18 protein-coding genes are annotated in these 20,164 nt (G+C 70.9%); 10 read left to right on the forward strand and 8 right to left on the reverse strand.

Features of this window, described 5'->3' with window-relative positions; translation table 11 throughout:
• Window positions 1–42: 42 nt before the first annotated feature.
• The 3 genes from IO33_RS0136070 to IO33_RS0136080 all read left to right on the forward strand — a co-directional run bounded on the left by IO33_RS0136070 (window position 43) and on the right by IO33_RS0136080 (window position 3,108).
• Window positions 43–717, forward strand: a complete 675-nt coding sequence (locus IO33_RS0136070; protein ID WP_031173016.1) for a hypothetical protein — start codon at window positions 43–45, stop codon at window positions 715–717.
• A gap of 185 nt (window positions 718–902) precedes the next feature.
• Complete coding sequence (locus tag IO33_RS0136075) at window positions 903–2,078, forward strand: 4-hydroxybenzoate 3-monooxygenase (RefSeq protein WP_031173018.1); 1,176 nt, start codon at window positions 903–905, stop codon at window positions 2,076–2,078.
• Window positions 2,079–2,247: 169 nt separating this feature from the next.
• Entirely contained in the window at window positions 2,248–3,108 is an 861-nt protein-coding gene (locus tag IO33_RS0136080; RefSeq protein WP_031173020.1) for a Bax inhibitor-1/YccA family protein, read from the forward strand.
• 55 nt (window positions 3,109–3,163) lie between these two features.
• On the opposite strand, the gene IO33_RS0136085 is transcribed toward IO33_RS0136080, so the two are convergent.
• Window positions 3,164–3,394 (reverse strand): DUF4287 domain-containing protein, encoded by a 231-nt coding sequence (locus IO33_RS0136085; protein ID WP_031173022.1) that lies wholly within the window; start codon window positions 3,392–3,394, stop codon window positions 3,164–3,166.
• Between the two features lie 99 nt (window positions 3,395–3,493).
• Here IO33_RS0136085 and IO33_RS0136090 point away from each other — a divergent pair, with 99 nt between their 5' ends.
• Window positions 3,494–3,805 (forward strand): hypothetical protein, encoded by a 312-nt coding sequence (locus IO33_RS0136090; RefSeq protein WP_209438977.1) that lies wholly within the window; start codon window positions 3,494–3,496, stop codon window positions 3,803–3,805.
• A gap of 7 nt (window positions 3,806–3,812) precedes the next feature.
• On the opposite strand, the gene IO33_RS0136095 is transcribed toward IO33_RS0136090, so the two are convergent.
• From IO33_RS0136095 to IO33_RS0136105, 3 genes are all read right to left on the reverse strand, one after another.
• The gene (locus IO33_RS0136095) at window positions 3,813–4,595 is read right to left on the reverse strand and encodes a hypothetical protein (RefSeq protein WP_037686836.1); all 783 of its coding nucleotides are present in this window, start codon (window positions 4,593–4,595) and stop codon (window positions 3,813–3,815) included.
• A 283-nt stretch (window positions 4,596–4,878) separates the two neighbouring features.
• Window positions 4,879–6,096: an acetyl-CoA C-acetyltransferase gene (locus tag IO33_RS0136100; RefSeq protein ID WP_031173027.1), complete on the reverse strand. Its 1,218-nt coding sequence runs from the start codon at window positions 6,094–6,096 to the stop codon at window positions 4,879–4,881.
• A 208-nt stretch (window positions 6,097–6,304) separates the two neighbouring features.
• The gene (locus IO33_RS0136105) at window positions 6,305–7,324 is read right to left on the reverse strand and encodes an SGNH/GDSL hydrolase family protein (RefSeq protein ID WP_209438978.1); all 1,020 of its coding nucleotides are present in this window, start codon (window positions 7,322–7,324) and stop codon (window positions 6,305–6,307) included.
• A 159-nt stretch (window positions 7,325–7,483) separates the two neighbouring features.
• On the opposite strand from IO33_RS0136105, the gene IO33_RS0136110 reads away from it, so the two are divergent.
• Window positions 7,484–8,872 carry a cystathionine beta-synthase gene (locus IO33_RS0136110; protein ID WP_031173031.1) on the forward strand — a complete coding sequence of 463 codons (1,389 nt, stop codon included), beginning with the start codon at window positions 7,484–7,486 and terminating at the stop codon, window positions 8,870–8,872.
• Between the two features lie 375 nt (window positions 8,873–9,247).
• Here IO33_RS0136110 and IO33_RS0136115 read toward each other — a convergent pair whose 3' ends face one another.
• Entirely contained in the window at window positions 9,248–10,105 is an 858-nt protein-coding gene (locus IO33_RS0136115) for a helix-turn-helix transcriptional regulator (protein ID WP_037686838.1), read from the reverse strand.
• Between the two features lie 148 nt (window positions 10,106–10,253).
• Between IO33_RS0136115 and IO33_RS0136120 the strand changes: the two genes are divergently transcribed.
• A complete protein-coding gene (locus IO33_RS0136120) occupies window positions 10,254–11,015 on the forward strand; it encodes an SDR family oxidoreductase (protein ID WP_031173035.1) in 762 nt (253 codons plus the stop codon).
• Window positions 11,016–11,028: 13 nt separating this feature from the next.
• Here IO33_RS0136120 and IO33_RS0136125 read toward each other — a convergent pair whose 3' ends face one another.
• Window positions 11,029–11,472: a hypothetical protein gene (locus IO33_RS0136125; RefSeq protein WP_031173037.1), complete on the reverse strand. Its 444-nt coding sequence runs from the start codon at window positions 11,470–11,472 to the stop codon at window positions 11,029–11,031.
• A gap of 223 nt (window positions 11,473–11,695) precedes the next feature.
• Entirely contained in the window at window positions 11,696–12,400 is a 705-nt protein-coding gene (locus tag IO33_RS0136130; protein WP_051927159.1) for a class I SAM-dependent methyltransferase, read from the reverse strand.
• A 315-nt stretch (window positions 12,401–12,715) separates the two neighbouring features.
• Here IO33_RS0136130 and IO33_RS0136135 point away from each other — a divergent pair, with 315 nt between their 5' ends.
• Window positions 12,716–13,699: a TauD/TfdA family dioxygenase gene (locus IO33_RS0136135; protein WP_051927160.1), complete on the forward strand. Its 984-nt coding sequence runs from the start codon at window positions 12,716–12,718 to the stop codon at window positions 13,697–13,699.
• A 135-nt stretch (window positions 13,700–13,834) separates the two neighbouring features.
• Here the strand turns inward: IO33_RS0136135 and IO33_RS0136140 are convergent, their stop codons facing one another.
• The gene (locus IO33_RS0136140) at window positions 13,835–14,770 is read right to left on the reverse strand and encodes a TauD/TfdA family dioxygenase (protein ID WP_031173041.1); all 936 of its coding nucleotides are present in this window, start codon (window positions 14,768–14,770) and stop codon (window positions 13,835–13,837) included.
• Between the two features lie 187 nt (window positions 14,771–14,957).
• On the opposite strand from IO33_RS0136140, the gene IO33_RS0136145 reads away from it, so the two are divergent.
• The 3 genes from IO33_RS0136145 to IO33_RS46180 all read left to right on the forward strand — a co-directional run.
• Window positions 14,958–15,176, forward strand: coding sequence for an MbtH family protein (locus IO33_RS0136145; RefSeq protein WP_031173043.1), 219 nt, complete (start codon window positions 14,958–14,960; stop codon window positions 15,174–15,176).
• A gap of 126 nt (window positions 15,177–15,302) precedes the next feature.
• The gene (locus IO33_RS44765) at window positions 15,303–19,796 is read left to right on the forward strand and encodes a non-ribosomal peptide synthetase (protein WP_051927161.1); all 4,494 of its coding nucleotides are present in this window, start codon (window positions 15,303–15,305) and stop codon (window positions 19,794–19,796) included.
• Window positions 19,797–19,840: 44 nt separating this feature from the next.
• On the forward strand, window positions 19,841–20,164 hold a 324-nt coding region (locus IO33_RS46180), incomplete at its 3' end, for an AMP-binding protein (protein WP_051927162.1).

Here is a 20,164-nt window from a genome sequence, read left to right on the forward strand (position 1 = left end):
CGGAGGGAGCCCCATGACACTCGTGACCTCACAGGAGACTCCATGAGCAGCCACCGCAAGGCACGCTCCAGCAACCACCCCCTGACCCGGCAGGCCCTGCGCGTCGGCCTTCTCGCCGTCGGCTTCGCCGGTGTGGCCACCGCCGTGCCGGCCCAGGCCGCGACCGGCGCGGCGCACGCGGCCTACGCGTCCGACCACGTCTTCACCCACGCCGACCGGGCCCACCACACCCGCACCCAGGACTCCTTCACCGTCCGCCAGTTCGGCACCGTCGACGCGACGGGCGTGCGCAACCAGGCCAACGCCGTCTCCGCCGGCTGCTCGGCCGACGACCACTGCCGGTCGGTCGCGCTGTCCTTCCAGATCGTCACGGTCGCGGGCGAGCACACGCATCTGAACGCCTCCAACTACAGCGATGCCGCGAACAAGGAGTGCACCGGCTGCCAGACCCTGGCCGGCGCCTACCAGTTCGTCGTCTCCACGCCCACCGCCTTCGGCCTCGACGCCGCCACCCGGCGGCAGCTCGACGACATCCACCACCGGCTGGACGCGCTCACCCGCTCCACGCTGCCCGCGGCCGAGCTGAAGGCGCGGGTGGACGGCCTGGCGGGGGAGGTGAGCACGGTCCTGCGGGACGCCGTCGCCCATGCGCCGAAGACGGACGCGGAGCCCACCGTCACCCTGCACCGGCACCTGGACGGCTGGCCGGGCCACTGACCGTCGCGCACCCCGCACGGGCGCGGCGCACTCCTGCGGGGTCGCGCCGCGCCCCGTTGACATCGGAATGCCTCCGGCGGAGACTCGGTGCCCGGCGGCGCCGGTGAAAGAAACTTCACCAGGCGAACACCGGTGCGGTGGGACATGCTCGGACACCGTGGAGTCGACCCGAAGGGGCGAACCGGATGCGTACCACCGTCGGGATCATCGGCGCGGGACCGGCCGGACTGCTGCTCGCGCGGCTGCTGCACCGAGCCGGCATCGACTCCGTGGTCCTGGAGAGCCGCGACCGCGCCCACGTCGAGCGGCGGCAGCGCGCCGGGATCCTGGAGCAGGGCACGGTCGACGTGCTGCGGGCCGCCGGCGCCGGGGAGCGGATGGACCGGGAGGGCCTGCGGCACGACGGCATCGAACTGCGCTTCGACCGCCGCCGCCACCGCGTCGACTTTCCCGCCCTGACCGGCGGCCGCTCGGTGATGGTGTACGCCCAGACGGAGGTCTGCAAGGACCTGATCGCCCTGCAGCTGAAGGAGGGCGGGCCGCTGCTGTTCGAGGCGGAGGCGTTGGCGGTGGAGGGCGCGGCCGGCGACCGACCGCGCATCCCGTTCCGGCACCGGGGCCGCGAGGACGTGCTGGAGTGCGACTACGCCGTCGGCTGCGACGGCTTCTGGGGCGTGGCGCGGCGCGCCTTCCCGCCCGCGCTGTCCCGCGTGTTCGAGCGGACGTACCCCTACGCCTGGCTCGGCGTCCTCGCCGACGTCCCGCCCTCGCACGGCGAACTCGTCTACGCCCGCCACGAGCGCGGCTTCGCCCTGCTCTCCATGCGCTCCCCGTCGGTCTCCCGCCTCTACCTCCAGGTGCCCGCCGGCACGGACGCCGCCGAGTGGCCCGACGACGTGATCTGGACGGAGCTCCGGCGGCGCCTGGAGACCGACGACGACTGGCGGCTGGAGCGGGGCCCCATCACCCAGAAGTCGGTCACCCCCATGCGCTCCTTCGTCCACGAGCCGATGCGCCACGGCCGGCTCTTCCTCGCCGGGGACGCCGCGCACATCGTCCCGCCGACCGGCGCCAAGGGGCTGAACCTCGCCGTCGGTGACGTCGTCACCCTCGCCCGCGCCCTCGTCCACGAGAGGCGGACCGGCTCCCCGGACCTCCTCGACACCTACTCCGCGGCCTGTCTGCGCCGCGTCTGGCAGGCCGAGCGGTTCTCCTGCGACATGACGACGATGCTCCACCCGGCCCCGGACGGCACCCCCTTGGACGCCCGCCTCCAGCGGGCCCGGCTGGAGCGGATCGCCTCCTCCCGCGCGGCCGAGACCGACCTGGCCGAGGCGTACACCGGGTTTCCTCTCGGTTAGGTCGCAGCTTCGTCAGGGAATGCGATCAGCCGTGGCCGGGAATCACCGGCCGACGTACCGTGTTGCGCAGCACGGCAGGGGAAAGATCCTCCTCAGGTATCACGATCGGTCCTTTGCCAATCCGTTACTCTTGAGCCAAGGCTGCGCAAGGTAGCCATGGAGGAGTGAAATGAGGAGCAGTAACCCGGTCTTCTCGCGACGGGGGTTCAGCCGCGACAACGGCTACGCCGGCTTCAACACCGCACCGCAGGCCGGGTACGCACAGGGCAACCCGTACGCGCAGAACCCGTACGCGCAGAACCCGTACACCCAGTCGGGTGCCCCCTACGGCGCCCCGCCGCAGGCCCCGGCCACCACCGACCGGATGACCATGGACGACGTCGTCGTCCGCTCGGCCATCACGCTCGGCACCGTCGTCGTCGGCGCCGTCCTCGCCTGGGCGCTGCTGCCGGTCACGACGACCAGCTACGGCCTGGCCGTCGGGTCCGCGATCGTCGCGTTCGTCCTGGCGATGGTCCAGAACTTCAGGCGCACCCCGTCCCCCGCGCTGATCCTCGGGTACGCCGCCTTCGAGGGCGTCTTCCTCGGGGTCATCAGCGAGATGTACAACAGCCGCTGGAGCGGCGCCCCGTTCCAGGCGGTGCTCGGCACCATGGCGGTCTCGGCCGCGACCCTGCTGGTCTACAAGGCCGGCTGGATCCGCGTCACCGCCCGCTACGCCCGCATCGGTATCGCCATCGCCATGGCGTTCCTGGTGGTCATGGCGGTCAACCTGCTGCTGGTCGCGTTCGGCGTCGCCGAGGACGGCGGGCTGCGCAGCTTCGGCCCGCTCGGCGCGCTCGTCGGCATCGTCGCGATCCTGCTCGGCGCGTTCTTCCTGACGCTCGACTTCAAGCAGATCGAGGACGGCATCGCCTACGGCGCTCCGCGCAACGAGTCCTGGCTGGCCGCGTTCGGTCTCACGGTGACCCTGGTCTGGATCTACCTGGAGATGCTGCGGCTGGTGGCGATCTTCACCAACAACGACTAGCGCACGTACCGGTCGTGAGAGGGCCCCGGAGTTCCGCTCCGGGGCCCTTCGCCGTCTAGAGCAGCTTGCGCGCCGCCCTCCTCAGGTCGTACTCGTGGATGATCGCCTTCGCGTGGCCGTACGCGAGGTCGTACTCGTGCCGGAGCCAGCTGACCTTCTCCTCGAAGCGGAACAGGGCGGGGCCTTCTTCTACGGTGCGCAGCCAGTCGGAGACTTCACGGCCGGTGCAATGGGGGATGCGGGCGAGCAGATTACGGTGGGTCTCCTCCGAGAAGAGCTGGGACATCGGCGCCTCCGAACGCAAAGGGGATGTAAGCCGGTCCTTCACGTCACCGTGCCTGAGCGTTCGCGTATTGGCAACAGTGCGGCACGTTACGCTCGGCGCGTGGTTGATACGACGCCCTTGACCCAAGCAGTGGATCACTTCGCCGACCGCCTGCGCGCGGCGCCGCAGAGCCGGCTTCAGCGGGGCGCCGCGGCCGAGGCCCTGGCGCTGGCCAGGGAACTCGCCCGCCGGGCGCAGGCCGTCGAGGAGCCGGGGAGCGATCCTCGGGAGATGCCGGACGCGGGGATGTTCGCCGCCGCCGATCAAATCCTCGTCGCCGCGCACGACTTGGCGCTGGTGCTGCGCAGCGACGACGAAGTCGCCGAAGCGGTGCGGGTGGTCGAGGAGGCGCGGGGGAGGGCGGGGGTCTGAGCAGCCGTTACAGGGACGCGATGACCCGGTCGGCCAGGATGTAGACCATGTCCTCGCCGCAGGCGAAGGTGAGGGTGTAGGCGCCGGAGATGCCGGAGCCGCCCAGCAGGTACGGGGCCTCGCCCGCCGCCACGGCGTTCGCCAGGCGTTCGGCGGTCTCGCGATGGCCCGGGGTCATGCACAGCGTGGTGCCGTCGGCGAAGACGTAGACGTCGAGGGTGCCGAGCGGGCCCGGGCGGACGTCGGAGAGCTCGACGTGTTCGGCGGCCAGCTGCTCCAGCGTGGTCACCGTGCGCTCGTGGTCGTTCACCGCCGGCGACTGCACCGGGACGAAGTCGGGGTGCGAGGGGTGGCGGCGGCGGGCCGCGGCCAGCTCCGGGGACTCCCCGGCGAACTCGTCGCTGTCGACGGTCGGCTCGGACACGGGCTCCAGTCCGACGAAGTCGCTCTGCCGGGGCAGGAACAGGTCGGCCTCGGGCAGGCCGAGCAGCGTGGGCGTCTCGGAGGCGTCACGGGTCTCCTGGGCGGCCCAGAAGGCACGCGCCTCGGCCAGCTCCCGCTCCCGCTCCTCGGCGAGCGCCTCGGCCACGGCGGCGCGTATCTCCTCGGCGTCGGAGTTGCTGCGGGCGTGCGGCAGCAGCGCGCGCATGGCGGCTGACTCGTTCTGCGCGAGCTGGGCCTGCAGCTCACCGAGCTGGCGGCGCAGCTTCAGGACGGTGCGCAGGACGGCGACGCCCACGGCGCCGGTGGCGGCCGTGGTGAGCAGCAGGGCGATGGGCATGGCGCTCACTGACGTACTCCCGGTTCAAAGTCGACCCCCGACTTCCTACATCAGCTTGAAGGGCGGACTAAGCAGCTGTCAGTGCGTAACGTCACGAAACGGACAGGACTTTGGCTTCGTGTCGGGGTTGCGTACCGCACTGACCTGCGCTGACCTGCACCGATGTGTCCGGCGAGCGAGATAGGTCACATCCTGGGTGAGATTGGATCACGGAAAGGCCCAGAACCTTGGGGCTTCCTCGGTTCCGGGCCGATTCCTGACGTGACGTACTTGGTCCGCTACGGACGGTGGGTCAGCTGAGGCGCTCGATGACCATCGCCATGCCCTGGCCGCCGCCGACGCACATCGTCTCCAGCCCGAACTGCTTGTCGTGCCACTGCAGGGAGTTGATGAGCGTGCCGGTGATGCGGGCGCCGGTCATGCCGAAGGGGTGGCCGACGGCGATGGCGCCGCCGTTGACGTTCAGCTTGTCGATGTCGATGCCGAGGTCCCGGTAGGAGGGGATCACCTGGGCGGCGAAGGCCTCGTTGATCTCGACCAGGTCGATGTCGTCGATGGTGAGGCCGGCCCGCCGCAGCGCCTGCTTGCTCGCCTCGACCGGGCCGAGGCCCATGATCTCCGGGGAGAGGCCGGAGACGCCGGTGGACACGATCCGGGCCAGCGGCGTCAGGCCCAGCTCGCGGGCCTTGGTGTCGGACATGATGACGACGGCCGCGGCGCCGTCGTTGAGCGGGCAGCAGTTGCCGGCGGTGACGAGCCCGTCCGGGCGGAAGACCGGCTTCAGTCCGGCGACGCCCTCCAGGGTGACACCGGCGCGGGGGCCGTCGTCCTTGCTGACGACCGTGCCGTCGGGCAGCGTGACCGGGGTGATCTCGCGCTCCCAGAAGCCGTTCTTGATCGCCTGCTCGGCGAGGTTCTGCGAGCGGACGCCGAACTCGTCCAGCTCCTCGCGGGTGATGCCCCTGGAGCGGGCCAGGTTCTCGGCGGTCTGGCCCATCGCGATGTAGGGGTCGGGCAGCAGGCCGTCCTCGCGCGGGTCGTGCCAGGTGGAGCCGGTCGACTGGGCGGTGGCCACGGTGCGGGCCTCGGCCTCGGCGAACAGCGGGTTGTGCGTGCCGGGCATGTCGGAGCTGCCGTGGGCGTAGCGGGAGACCGTCTCGACACCGGCCGAGATGAAGACGTCGCCCTCGCCGGCCTTGATGGCGTGCAGGGCCATGCGGGAGGTCTGCAGGGACGAGGAGCAGTAGCGGGTGATCGTGCAGCCCGGCAGGTGGTCCATGCCCATCTGTACGGCGACGATCCGGCCGAGGTTGTGGCCCTGCTCGCCGCCGGGCAGACCGCAGCCGAGCATCAGGTCGTCGATGTCCCTGGGGTCCAGCTCGGGGACCTTGGCGAGCGCGGCCTGGATGATCGTGGCGGTCAGGTCGTCGGGGCGCAGGTCCTTCAGGGAGCCCTTGACGGCGCGGCCGATGGGGGAGCGGGCGGTCGAGACGATGACGGCTTCGGGCATCACGGCTCCATCTGAACGGGGTTTGCTTTTCGAGCAGGGCCGGTTGGGAAGTTACCGCCCCGTATGGCCCAGGTCACGGGTGTCGCCGTGTGACGCGTACCGCAATTTACTAAGCGCTTGCTTGGCGCCGTGTCCCAGGCCTCGCTGCGAGCGGGCCGCTGGGGCGCATCCCCAGGCGTGCGCGGCCTCCGGGGCGGACCCCAGGGGGTCACACCGAGGGACGTGCGGGCTCTGCTTCCGGCACCCGGCGCCGCCGCCTCCGCTTGAGCAGCGCCCACGGCCCCCGCGGCCCCGTCGGCATCGCCGCCGTGACCTCCGTACCGGCCTCCGACGCCGCCTCGGCCGCGGCGCGGGCGACCGGCAGGAAGCCCTCGCGGCGGGAGACGTCCGGCCGTTCCTCCTCCGCCGGCCACAGGCCCAGCGCCGCGCACACCGTGGGCAGCACCGCCATGGCCGCGGTCGCGTACCCCTCGGCCGAGGGGTGGTAGTTGTCCGGCCCGAACAGCTCCCGCGGGTTGGCCTCGAACTCCGGACCCAGCAGGTCCCCCAGCGACACCGTGCGCCCGCCCTGCTCCACCACGCCGATCGTCTGCGCCGCCGCCAGCTGCCGGGAGGCCCGCCGGGCCAGCCAGCGCAGCGGCTGCTGCACCGGCTCGATGGTGCCGAGGTCGGGACATGTGCCGACCACCACCTCCGCACCGGCCGTGCGCAGCCGTCGTACCGCCGCCGACAGGTGCCGTACCGAACGGGTCGGCGGCATCCGGCGGGTCACGTCGTTCGCGCCGATCATGATCACGCAGACGTCGGGGACGGGGACCGAGGACGACAGGACCAGGCCCACCTGACGGTCCAGGTCGTCGGACTGGGCGCCCGGCAGGGCGACGTTCCGGAGTTCCACCGGGCGTTCCGCCACCGCCGCCAGCCCCGAGGCCAGCAGCGCGCCCGGCGTCTGGCCCGAGCGGTGCACGCCCTGCCCGGCGGCCGTGGAGTCGCCGAGCATGGTCAGGCGCAGGGGCGGCTCGCCGGGGACGTCGTACGCGTGGCCGTAGACGCCGTCGGCCACCGGGACGCGGCCGCCGCTGCCGTTGCCCACATGCCGCCGCGCCAGATGCGCCTCCGCCAGCAGCAGACCCACGGCGGCCGCGCCGACCAGCCCGACCCCGCCGCCGCCGTACGCCGCTCCGGCCGCGATGCGGCGGGCCACTCTCGCCCTCGACATGCTCGTCATGCGTCGCCGCCACCTCCTCATAGCCGTACATCCACTCCTTGCCCCGTACAGGCCGTGCGTCAATCTCAACGGGGAGTGAACGACCGCCACGGCCACACACCTGGCCTTAGGCTGGCGACACCACTACGAACACTTCTTTTGCAGCGACCGGAGACAACGGTGCACTTCCACGACTCGATGATCAGCCTCGTCGGCAACACCCCGCTGGTGCGGCTCAACAACGTGACCCAGGGCATCCAGGCGACAGTCCTGGCCAAGGTGGAGTACTTCAACCCCGGCGGATCGGTGAAGGACCGCATCGCCCTGCGCATGATCGAGGCCGCCGAGCAGAGCGGGGAGCTGAAGCCGGGCGGCACCATCGTCGAGCCCACCAGTGGCAACACCGGTGTGGGGTTGGCGATCGTGGCCCAGCAGAAGGGCTACAAGTGCATCTTCGTGTGCCCCGACAAGGTGAGCACCGACAAGATCAACGTGCTGCGCGCGTACGGCGCGGAAGTGGTCGTCTGCCCGACCGCCGTGGACCCCGAGCACCCGGACTCCTACTACAACGTCTCCGACCGCCTCGTGCGGGAGACCCCGGGAGCCTGGAAGCCCGACCAGTACTCCAACCCCAACAACCCGCTCTCGCACTACCACTCCACCGGCCCCGAGCTGTGGGAGCAGACCGAGGGGAAGATCACCCACTTCGTGGCGGGCGTCGGCACCGGCGGCACCATCTCCGGCACCGGCCGCTACCTGAAGGACGCCAGCGACGGCAAGGTGAAGGTCATCGGCGCCGACCCCGAGGGCTCGGTGTACTCCGGCGGCTCCGGCCGGCCCTACCTGATCGAGGGCGTCGGTGAGGACTTCTGGCCGACCGCCTACGACCGCACCGTCGCCGACGAGATCGTCGCCGTGTCCGACAAGGACGCCTTCCAGATGACCCGCCGCCTGGCCAAGGAGGAGGGCCTGCTCGTCGGCGGCTCCTGCGGCATGGCCGTCGTGGCCGCGCTGGAGGTCGCCGAGCGGCTCGGACCGGACGACGTCGTGGTCGTGCTGCTCCCGGACAGCGGGCGCGGCTACCTCAGCAAGATCTTCAACGACGAGTGGATGGCCGACTACGGCTTCCTGGAGGACGAGGGCCCGAGCGCCCGCGTCGCCGACGTCCTGAACGACAAGGCGGGCGCCACCATCCCCTCCCTCGTGCACATGCACCCGGAGGAGACCGTCGGCCAGGCCATCGAGGTGCTGCGCGAGTACGGCGTCTCGCAGATGCCGGTCGTCAAGCCGGGCGCCGGCCACCCCGACGTGATGGCCGCCGAGGTCGTCGGTTCGGTCGTGGAACGGGAGCTGCTGGACGCCCTGTTCAGCAAGCGTGCCTCGCTGGAGGACCCGCTGGAGAAGCACATGTCCGCCCCGCTGCCCCAGGTCGGCTCCGGCGAGCCGGTCGGCGACCTGATGTCCGTGCTCGGCTCGGCCGACGCGGCGATCGTCCTGGTCGAGGGCAAGCCGACCGGCGTGGTCAGCCGGCAGGACCTGCTGGCCTTCCTGGCCAAGGGCGGAAAGTAGCGGCGAACCCCCGGTGAACGGCTCGTTCACCGGGGAAACTTGAGGTGGGGCGGGGTTCGTGGAAGTGGTACGAGCGTGTCACGTGCGCGCAGCACCCGCTTAACACGCGTCCGGCACATTAAGGGGTGTCGGCAGGGAGGGAGCGGCTCCCCTCCCCGGCCGGCGCCGAACGGCGCCAAGGAACTCCGGAGCGGCTCCCGGACCTCCAAGGACGCCATGGACGCGCACGCCAGGCCCTGACCCGGCCCGCGTCCCTCGCGGGGACCGCCGTCGTCCCGCCCCCCGGCAACGGGGGTGCGGCGGTCCCCGCGCATTCTTTCTCGCGCCTGAACCGGCGCCGCTCTCGCGGACCCGGTCGATCGCCGCCGCGGTTCCTCAAGGACCGGTTGCGGTCGTCGCTCGCCAGCTGCCCAGCAGCGCGAGCCGTTCGGCCGTCTCCGACCCCGGCTCCGGTGTGTACGCCACGATTGTCTGGTCCGGGGCCGTCGGCATCGTCAGGGTCTCGTACGGCAGCGTCAGCAGGCCCGCCACCGGGTGCCGTATCTTCTTCACGCCGTACGCGCACTCCCTGACCTCGTGGTCCGCCCACATCCGGCGGAAGTCCTCGCTCTTCACGGAGAGTTCGCCGACCAGGGCGCACAGCTCGGGGTCGTCGGCGTACCTGCCCGCGTTGACGCGCAGATGGGCCACCGTCTGGGCGGCGACCGCGTGCCACTCGGGGTAGAGCTCCCGGCCGGCCGGGTCCAGGAAGACCACCCGGGGGACGTTCCGCTCGGCCGGTGCCAGCCGGCTGAAGCCGTTCACCGCGTCGCCGAGGGCGTTCCACGCGAGCACGTCCATCCGGGGGCCCAGCACGAACGCCGGGCTGCGCTCCATGCTGTCCAGCAGGAGCCGGATGCCGGGGCGGACCCGCGCCGCGGCCGCGGGCTGCCGTTCCCCGCGCCGCCGGCGGGGACGCGCCACCGTCCGCAGATACGCCTGCTCGGTCTCGTCCAGCCGCAGCACCCGCGCGATCGCGTCCAGCACGGCGTCGCTCACGCTCGACCCCCGGCCCTGTTCCAGCCGGATGTAGTAGTCGACGCTGACCCCCGCGAGCTGGGCCACCTCCTCACGGCGCAGCCCCGGCACGCGGCGCCGCCCATGGCTGGCCAGCCCCACCTCCTCGGGCTGGATCCGTGCACGTCGCGAGCGCAGGAAGTCGCCGACTTCCCCTTCCAGCCAGTCCCCGTCCATCCCTCGATCGTAGGGGAGGGGGCGGGCGCCGTCCTGGTACTGGCAGACCCAGGAAAAGCGCATCCCTGGGTACGGCCGCCGGGCCGGGCGAGGCTGGTGTCAGCAGCCGGGGAACCGCCCCGGTGCGGACACCCCAGGGGGAACAGCCATGTCGTACGAGAGCCTGTCCGGCCGCACCGCCGTCGTCACCGGAGCCGCCAGCGGCATCGGCGAGGCCGTCGCCCGGCAGCTGGCCGCCGAGGGCGCCCGGGTGGCACTGCTCGCCCGGCGCGCGGACCGGCTGAAGAGCGTGGTGGACAAGATCCGGGCCGACGGCGGCGAGGCGCTCGCGGTGGCCGCCGACGTCACCGACGACGCCTCGGTGGCGGCCGCCCGTGACCTGGTCCACGAGACCTTCGAGACCGTCGACCTCGTCGTCAACAACGCCGGTGTCATGCTCCCGAACCCGGTCGACGAGGGCCGGATCGACGAGTGGCAGCGGATGCTCGACACCAACGTCACCGGGGTGCTGCGCGTCATCCGCGCCTTCGGAGCCGACCTGGTGGCCGCCGCCGGCCGGGGCCGCGCCGCCGACCTGGTGAACATCTCCTCCATCGGCGCCCACATCCCGTTCCCGAACTACGCGGTGTACGGCGCCACGAAGGCCGCCGTCACCTATCTCTCGCAGTCCCTGCGCACCGAGTTCGGGCCGCGTGACGTCCGGGTGACGAACATCGAGCCGGGACTGACGGAGACCGAACTGGCCACGCACGTCGACAGCACGGAACTGTCCGGACAGCTGGACGGCATGTTCGAGGCGATCGGCGGGCTGGCGGCGGCCGAGGTCGCCGACGTGGTCGCCTACGCCACCAGCCGGCCCCGGCACGTCAACCTCCGCCAGATCATGGTCCTGCCGACCCGGCAGGCGTGAACCGGGGGCCTGCTCAGTCGGGCCGGCCGGACCGCTCGCGCCGGCCGCTGAGCAGCTCCGGGTTGAGGCGTACCGCCTGGGCGAAGTTGACGCCGACGATGCCGACCCAGGTGGCGATCGTGCCGGTCATTCCCGCCAGGGCGCCGCAGATGGCGGTCAGCGGGATGGCGAGGACCAGCGAGATGATGGCGAACCCGAAGCGTTCCGTCCAGGTGTCGGCGTCCTTCGGCCGTCGGGTGCTGCGCGCGGTCGCCATCTGCCGCTCGGCCAGCTGCCGCCGCACCCGGCGGTCGACCGTGTCGTCGATCCGCTGTTCGACCTTCCCCAGGAAGGAGTCGATCAGCGCGGAGTCGTAGTCGTCGCCCAGTTCGGTGCGTGCCCGCACGGTGGCGTCGAGGTCCTTGCGCAGGTCCGCGTCCTTCTTCAGGCCCGCGTCCGGCGAGTCCGGTGTGCTCATGGGTGGGAGCCTACGGATCGCTCATGCGCGCCGCACTGGGGACAGCCCCCCTCTTCGGGGCGTCGGGCGGACCCGGCGCGCTTCGGCGTCCGCGCGGCGGGGAAGCGGGTTTGCCGGCCGGTGGCCACACGGGTGTGCGAGGGGGAGTGCCACCGGCCGGCGCCGGTCGTGGTCGTCCTCGGCGGGACCGACCCGACCGGGGATCAGAGGGGGCCGACGGCCGTCACCGGGGTACCGCGGCGGCAGCGGCCGGAACCTGCTGGAGTCGGCCGCCGCCGGCCGACGCACACGGTTCCAGCAGGGCGTAGTAGGCCATGACGGTCCCGATCTGCCGGGTCACGTGCAGCCCGGCGGCGTTCGCGTGATGGGCCAGAGCCGCCGGACGGACCTGGTGGCGGTCGAAGAACTCACCGACGACCAGACGGCCGGTCGGCTTGAGCACCCGGCGCAACTCCTGCAGCGCGGCCGGGAAGTCCGGGATCTCGCCCAGTGCCGTGACCAGGTAGGCGGCGTCGAAGCTCGCACTCTCGTAGGGCAGGTGCCGCGCGTCGGCCAGCGTCGGGACGATGTTGCCGATGCCCCGGTCGGCAGCACGGCGCATCACGTGGTCCAGCATCTCCTGCTGGATGTCGACGATCTCCAGCGCCCCGTCAGGGCCGAGCTGGGGAGCGACCTCCAGCGCCTGCAGCCCGGTACCGGGGCCGATTTCCAGGACGCGCAGGCCGGGCTGCGGCCGGAGCAGGCCGTTCAGCCGCTCCTGGGTGAGGAACGGCAGCGGCAGATCGAGAATCCAGCGCTGTGCGTAGGGATACGGCGCGGAGTCGGACGCCCACCAGGCGGCAGCGGCTGCAGCCGCCGATACGCCGGCTAACGCCCAGGCACCCGCCTTGCTCTGGGGAAGACCGAATCGTGAAGAGAGTCGTTGCATGGTGTCTTTCTCCAGCGTTGTGTCCCACGCCGGTGCGCGGAGCACATCTGTATGAATTCCACGAGCACGCTAACGGGCCGTCGCCCGGCCGCACTACGAGGGAAGCCCCCGGAACAGGGGTAGGGATAACCCACGTGTCCACCCACCGGTCCACTCTCGCGGCGAGCGGTTCCGAGGGCCGGGCGGCGCCCGGCGCACATGCGGCACACCGGCCACATATCGAACAAATATTGCTTCGCAATGCAGCGTGTTCTCGCCGTTGGGTTTCCCCAAGGCGGTGTGGGAGTTCCAGGACGACGAGAGAAAGCGGACACGATGAATCAAGGGACCCTGGTGCCCGAGCGCGCCCTGCTCGACCTGACGCTCACCGGTGCCGAACGGGATGAGCTGGGGCAGGTGGCGGCCCTCCTGGCCGATGCCGGGCGGCGGCTGGTCGACGACCGGGAGTGGCTCGCACAGGCCCGGGAGCTGACGAGCCGGCTGCCCCTGCGGCTGCGCGAAGTGGTCCGCCGGTACCGGCACGACCCGGGCGACGACGCGGTGATGACCCTGCGGAACCTCCCGGTCGGCGACCCCGGCCTGCCCGAGACGCCGACCGTCGCGGAGTCGGTGGAACGCACGGCGACCGTACCGGCCGCCGTCGCCGTACTGATCAGCCTGTACCTGGGCGAAGTCGTCGCCTACCGCGACGAGAAGTCCGGCGCGCTGGTGCAGAACGTCGTACCGGTGCCGGGGCGGGAGGAGTCCCAGAGCAACGCCGGCTCGATCCCGCTCGAACTGCACGTGGAGAACGCGTTCCACGCCCACAGACCAGACTTCGTCGGCCTGCTGTGCCTGCGCAACGACCATTCCGGGACGGCCGGCACGCTGGTCTCCTCGGTGCGCCGGGCGGTCCGGCTCCTTCCGGACGACGTCCGGGACGTCCTCTTCCAGCCGCGCTTCGTGACGGAGGCCCCGCCCTCGTTCCGGTCGGCGCGCTCCGTGGAGGGACACCCCGTGCTGGAAGGCATACCGGACGACCCGAACGTCCGCGTGGACTTCAACGCCACCTCGCCGCTCGACGACACCGCGAAGGCGGCGCTGGAACTGCTGCGTACCGCGTTCCTGGACGTGTCCGCGTCCCTGGTGCTCCAGCCCGGCGAGATGGCGTTCCTCGACAACCGCATAGCCATCCACGGCCGTACCGCGTTCACCCCGCGCTACGACGGCCGCGACCGCTGGCTCCACCGGACCTTCGTCCACCTGGACAACCGCCGCGGCCTGGCACAGCGGGCCGACGGCGGACCCGTCATCAGCTGAACGGCGCGCACACCAGGCAGCCGGCGACTCCCGCACGGGGAGCCGCCGGCGCACTGTTCGCGGACCCGCCTCCGGGCCGTCGGTCCGCCTCGCCGGGAATGCCCGGCCGGATCCGAACGGATCCGGCCGGACGACCTAGCTGGACATCGCGACGAGCACCCGGCGGTCACCGGTGAAGGACCGCCGGCCGTGGCCGACCAGCACGTTGTCGATCAGCATCAGATCCCCGGTCCGCCAGTCCACGTCGACGGCCGCCTCCAGGCCACGGTCGCGCACCTGCAGGACGTACTCCGGGGGAATCGGGCTGCCGTCGGCGAAGGTGACCGTCTGCGGCAGCTCGTCCATGGGCAGCACCTTGGCCAGGGCCGCCGCGTCCTCTCCCAGGGTCGCGGGATGCCACTGGTCCGACTGGTTGAACCAGACCTCCGTCCCCGTGACCGGGTGCCGCAGGACCGACTGCCGGGCGTGGGTGATCCGCAGATCGTCCCCCCGGCGCCATTCCCAGCTCGCCTCGGCCTCGGTGAGGAACCGCTCCACCTCGTCGCGGTCCTCGGTCTCGAACGTCTGCTGCCAGCTCTTGCCCAGGCCCCGGCCGCCGTGCAGGTTCTGGGTGTAGCGCACGCCCCCGGCGAACGCCTCACGCACCTCGTCGTCGAGGGAGGCCAGCCACAGCGCCCCGTCGACCACCGGAGTGGCGCCGCCCGTCTCCGGCGCGACGGCGCAGAAGAACAGCAGCCGGCTGGGCCAGCGGTGCGCGTACGACAGCTCGTTGTGCATCGAGATGACGAACTCGGCCGGGTACTCCGTGGAGGTGTACACGTTCTGGCCGACCTTGGTCCGCGGCGAGTTCCCGTGCACATAGGCCGCCCGGTTGGGCAGCAGTTCGTCGATGATCGGATCGAGGGACGCCTCGTCCACCCCGAAGCCGCGGAAGACCACGGCCTTCTCCTTCACCAGCAGATCGCCGATGTCCGCCGACTTCACAAATGTGGAAAGTCCCTCGGCGCTGGCCTCCAGCTGTACATCCGCCGGGCTTATCTCCAGGGGACTCCACTCGTGACCGTCCTTCATCGAGGCAGCCCCTCCCTTCCGTCGATGTTTTACAAAGGTGCCGAAATTAGCCGTCCGAGCATTCTGGCAGTCGTGTCTATATACCCTCTACATGCTCTGCCCGGGGTTTTCGGTGAACGGTATAGACGCCTTATAGGGGCGCGCCGCACAGTGTCGTTGATCCAGTCTCATTCAACCGAGGAGCGAAATGGCCGAGCAGGGCGCCGACGTGCAGATCTACGACGTCGTTCTCAATGACGAGGAGCAGTACTCGATCTGGTGGGCGGACCGGGAGATGCCCGAGGGCTGGCGCGCCGAGGGCACCCGCGGCACCAAAGAGGAATGCCTGGCCCATATCGACGAGGTCTGGACCGATATGCGCCCGCTGAGCCTGCGCCGGCGCATGGCGGAGAGCGCGGCGAACTGAGGACGCCTCCGCTGCGGACGGACCACGACCTGGGCGAGGTCCCATGGCCTCGCCGGGGGTCGGTTCCCGGCAGTCGCCCGGCGCACAACTGATCGCTGAAGAAAGCTGTTTGGGGGAAGAGGAAGCATGAGCACCGGTGACGCGCCGTCCAACGGACAGGGCAAGAACGAGCTGCGGGAGAAGCTGCTGCGGCGCTGGTTGTCCGGGGACCGGGGAGCCCGTCGCTCACGGATGACCAGGGCCGATCGCGACCAGCCGCTGCTGCTGTCCTTCGGGCAGCAGCAGATGTGGTTCCTCAACCAGATGGCTCCCGACAGCCCCGAATACCTCGTACCGCTGGCGGCCCGCCTGCGGGGGCCGCTGGACGCCGAGGCGCTGCGCACGGCCCTGGAAGGCGTCGTCACCCGGCACGAGATCCTCCGCACCAGGTACGTCCTGTCCGGTGAGGAACCCGTCCAGGTGGTGGACGCGCCGCGGCGGCTGGAGCTTCCGGTCGTCGGCCTGGCCGATGTGCCGGCGGACCGGCGTGCCGAGCGCGCGCGGGAACTGGCGGAGCAGGAGGCGTCCGTCCCCCTCGACCTGACCCGGGACTGGCCGGTGCGGGCCAAGCTGTTCCAGCTGGACGACACCGACCACATGCTGGTGGTGACCTTCCACCACATCGCCTGTGACGCCTGGTCGATGGGCGTGTTCGCCGACGAGCTGAGCAGCCTGTACACCGCGCACACCGCCGGCCGTACACCCGAGCTGGAACCTCTTCCCCTCCAGTACGCGGACTACGCCGCCTGGCAGCGCGCGGAACTCGCCGACGAGACGCTGGAAGCCGAACTGTCCTACTGGCGGGAACAGCTGGCGGCGCTGCCCGTGCTGGAACTGCCCACCGATCACCAGCGCCCCGCCCTCCGCGACCCCAGCGGTGCGGGCGTCGACTTCGCCATCCCGGCCCACCTGGCCGAGCGCGTCGGAAAGCTGGCCAAGGACAGCGGAGTCACCCGGTTCGTCGTCCTTCTCACCGCCTTCCAGATCCTGCTGTCCCGGTACACCGGGACCACGGACATCCCCGTGGGCACCACCGTCTCCGGACGCAACCGCCCCGAGCTCCAGCGACTCATCGGCTACGGCATCAATGTGCTGGTCGCCCGTGCCGCGTGGAGCGGCGACCCCTCGTTCAACGAGCTGCTCGCCGCCGGCCGCGGCACGATCCTGGACGCCTTCGAGCACCAGGCGGTCCCCTTCGCCCGCCTCGTCGACGAGCTGCAGCCGGAACGGGACCTGTCCCGCAGCCCCCTCTACCAGGCGGACTTCATCCTGCGCGAGCGGCAGGGCGCGGGCCTGGAACTGCCCGGCCTCGACGTGGAGCCCGTCACGGGCGCCGCAATCGTCAAGTCCGACCTGACACTGGACGTGGAGGATGCCCGGGAGGGCGCGCTCAACGCCCGGCTGATCTTCGCCACCTCGCTCTTCGCACGCGAGACCGCCGAGCGCATGGCGGACCACTACGTCCGCCTGCTCGACGGCCTCACCGCCGCCCCGCAGGCCCGGCTCTCCACGGTGGACCTCCTGTCGGACACCGAGACCGACCAGCTGGTGCGCGGCTGGAACGCCACGACCGGGTTTCCGGTCTCCGGGGGTGTCCACCAGGCGTTCGCGGCGCAGGCCGCCCGGACCCCGGACCAGGTCGCCGTGGTCTGCGGGGACCGCGCCCTGACCTATGCCGAGGTGGACGAGCGGGCGAACCGCCTCGCCCATCACCTGCGTGAGCTGGGCGCCGGCCCGGAGGTCCTGGTCGGCGTCTCGCTGGAGCGGGACCTTGAGCTGATCCCGACGCTGTTGGGCGTACTGAAGTCCGGGGCGGCGTATCTGCCGCTCGACCCGGTGAACCCGGACGAGCGACTGGCGCACATCGCCGGCGACGCGGGCGCCCTGGCCGTGATCACACAGACGAGCCTCGCCGACCGCGTGGGCGGCTTCTTCGACGGCGACCTGGTGGTCATCGACGACGAGCGGGACGCCACGGCGATCGCCGCACAGCCCTCTACGGAACCGGTTGCGCTGGGTGGTTCGGACCATCTCATCTATGTGATCTACACGTCGGGTTCGACGGGTAAGCCGAAGGGCGTGAGTTTGACGCACGCCAATGTGCTGCGGCTCTTCGCGAGTGCGCAGGGGCGTTACGGCTTTGGTGAGCGTGATGTGTGGCCGTTGTTCCACTCGTACGCGTTCGACGTGTCGGTGTGGGAGATGTGGGGTGCGTTGCTGCATGGTGGGCGGCTTGTGGTGGTGCCCGCGGCGGTGACGCGTTCGCCGGAGGAGTTCCTGGATGTGTTGGTGGCGTCGGGGGCGACGGTGTTGTGTCAGACGCCGTCGGCGTTTCGTTCGCTGTCGGCTCTGGCGGGTGCGGGTGATGCGCGGGTCGGGGAGTTGGTCCTGCGTGCGGTGATCTTCGCGGGTGAGCGGCTTGAGCTGAGTGAGTTGCGGCCGTGGACGGACGTGATGGGGTTCGAGCGTCCGGTGTTGGTGAACATGTACGGGATCACCGAGACGACGGTGCATTCGACGTTCTACCGGGTGACCGAGGCGGATCTTGCGCGGTCGGATCGTAATCCGGTGGGTGTGCCGTTGGCGGACACGGGGATTCATCTGCTGGATGCGCAGGGCCGGTTGGTGCCGGTGGGTGTGCCGGGTGAGATCTATGTGGGTGGTCCGGCTGTTGCGCGGGGGTATCTGGAGCGTCCGTCGCTGACGGCGGAGCGGTTCGTGCCGGATCCGTTCGGTGCGGCGGGTGCGCGGATGTATCGCAGTGGTGACCAGGCGCGGCGTCTGGCGGATGGTTCGCTGGACTTCTTGGGTCGTATCGACAAGCAGGTCAAGGTCCGTGGTTACCGGATCGAACTCGGCGAGATCGAGGCCGCCCTGCGTGACCACCCGGCCGTCGACGAAACGGTGGTGATCGCCCGCGAGGGCCAGGGTGGCGAGAAGTCCCTGGTGGCCTATGTGGTCACCGCCCTGGGCGTGGAGGCGGAGGGGCTACGCGCCCACCTGGCCGCAAGCCTGCCGGACTACATGATCCCCGCCGCCTATGTGCCGCTCGACGCGATTCCGCTGACTCCGAACGGCAAGCTCGACCACCGCGCCCTCCCGGCCCCGGACGAGACCGCGTTCTCGGCCAGCCGCTACGTGGCCCCCCGCACCCCCATGGAGGAACGTCTCGCCGCGATCTGGTCGGAGGTGCTCGACGCCCGCCAGGTCGGTGTCGAGGACAGCTTCTTCGACCTCGGCGGCGACTCCATCCGAGCCGTCCGCCTCGTCGGCGGAATGCGCGCGGCCGGCTACGAGGTGTCGGTGCGCGATGTCTTCGAGTTCCGCAGCATCGCGGAGCTCGCGGGCCGGCTGTCGGGGCAGACGGCCGGTGAGTCGCTGATCGCCGCGGTCGAGCCGTTCGCCCTGATCAGCGACGAGGACCGGGCCGCACTGCCCGAGGACGTGGTCGACGCCTACCCGCTGTCGCAGATCCAGACCGGCATGCTGGTGGAAATGCTGGCCGCCCGGGACTCCGGCGAACAGCTCGCCGCCTATCACAACGTCAATTCCCTTCGCCTCGCCGACGAACAGCCCTTCGTGGCGGATGCGTTCCGCGCGGCACTGAACGCGCTGGCCCGCCGTCACGAGGCGCTGCGCACCTCGATGCACCTGAGCGGCTACACGCAACCGCTCCAGCTCGTCCACGCCTCAGCGGAACTCCCCTTGACCGTCGTGGACTTGCGCGGTCTGGAAGCCGAGGAGCAGGAACGCCGTAAGGCCGTGGATCTCGCCGAGGAACAGGCCGGCCTCTTCGACCTGGCCAACCCCCCGCTGCTGCGGTTCCGCGTCCACCTCGAAGACGGGGCGTGGCAGCTCACCGTCGTCCACTGCCACGCGATCACCGAGGGCTGGACGCTCAGCGTGCTGCTGACCGAGGTCGTCGCGTGCTACCAGCACTTGCGCGACGGCCGTGAGCTGCCCGAGTACGAGGCGCCCTCGGTCCGTTACGCCGACTTCATCGCGGCGGAGCTGGAGTCGCTCGGCAGTGACGCCGACCGGTCCTTCTGGCGTGGTGTGGTGGAGGAGCACGCGCCGTTGCGGCTTCCCGCCGACTGGTCGGGGCCGTTGGACGTGTCACCGGAGCGTCATGGCGTGCAGGTGCCGTTCGCGGATCTTGAGGAGGGGTTGCGTGGGCTGGCGCTGAGGGCGAACACGTCGCTCAAGAGTGTGCTGCTGGCGGCTCATCTGAAGGTGATGGGCGGGCACCTGGCGCCAGCTGGTGGAGCAGGTGTACGCGCAGGAAGTGGAGATCTGGGCGCACAGGCGACACCCGCTCCCCGCCATCCAGCGCGCGTCCGGCAACTCCCGCCACCTGCTCTCCGTCCTGTTCGAGTACCTCGACTTCCACCACGTCGACAGGGAGAAGGTGGATGTCGCCCAGGGCCTGAACGACGGAATCAACGAGTTCGCCATGAACGTGATTCCTACCGCCGGCAACATCAACCTCGGTACGACCACGCATGTGATCAGCCGGAGTGGGCTGGCGCGTCTTGCGTCGATGTATCGGTCGGTGTTGGAGGCGATGGCTGCGGATGCTGAGGGGGATGCGTCGGTGGCGTGTCTTCCGGAGGGTTCGTGGGGTCGTGCGGCAGTTCGGGGAGCTGGAGGAGCGTGCGAACCGGCTGGCGCGTCATCTGCGTGGGCTGGGTGTGGATGCCGGTTCGGTCGTGGGCGTGTGCCTGGACCGGGGTCCGGGTGTGCTGGTGGCGATGCTGGCGGCATGGAAGGCCGGCGCCGCGTATGTGCCGGTGGACCCGGGCCTGCCGGGTGAACGCCGCGGCTACATGCTCACGGATGCGGGCGTGTCGGTCCTGATCACCGAGTCCGGTGTGGACGCTGCGGAGTTCGGCGGGCGTCGGGTGCTGCTGGACGCGGACGCGGAGGCGATCGCCGGTGAGTCGGCGGAG

It is taken from the genome of Streptomyces durhamensis, assembly GCF_000725475.1.
In the GTDB taxonomy this organism is placed as follows: domain Bacteria; phylum Actinomycetota; class Actinomycetes; order Streptomycetales; family Streptomycetaceae; genus Streptomyces; species Streptomyces filipinensis.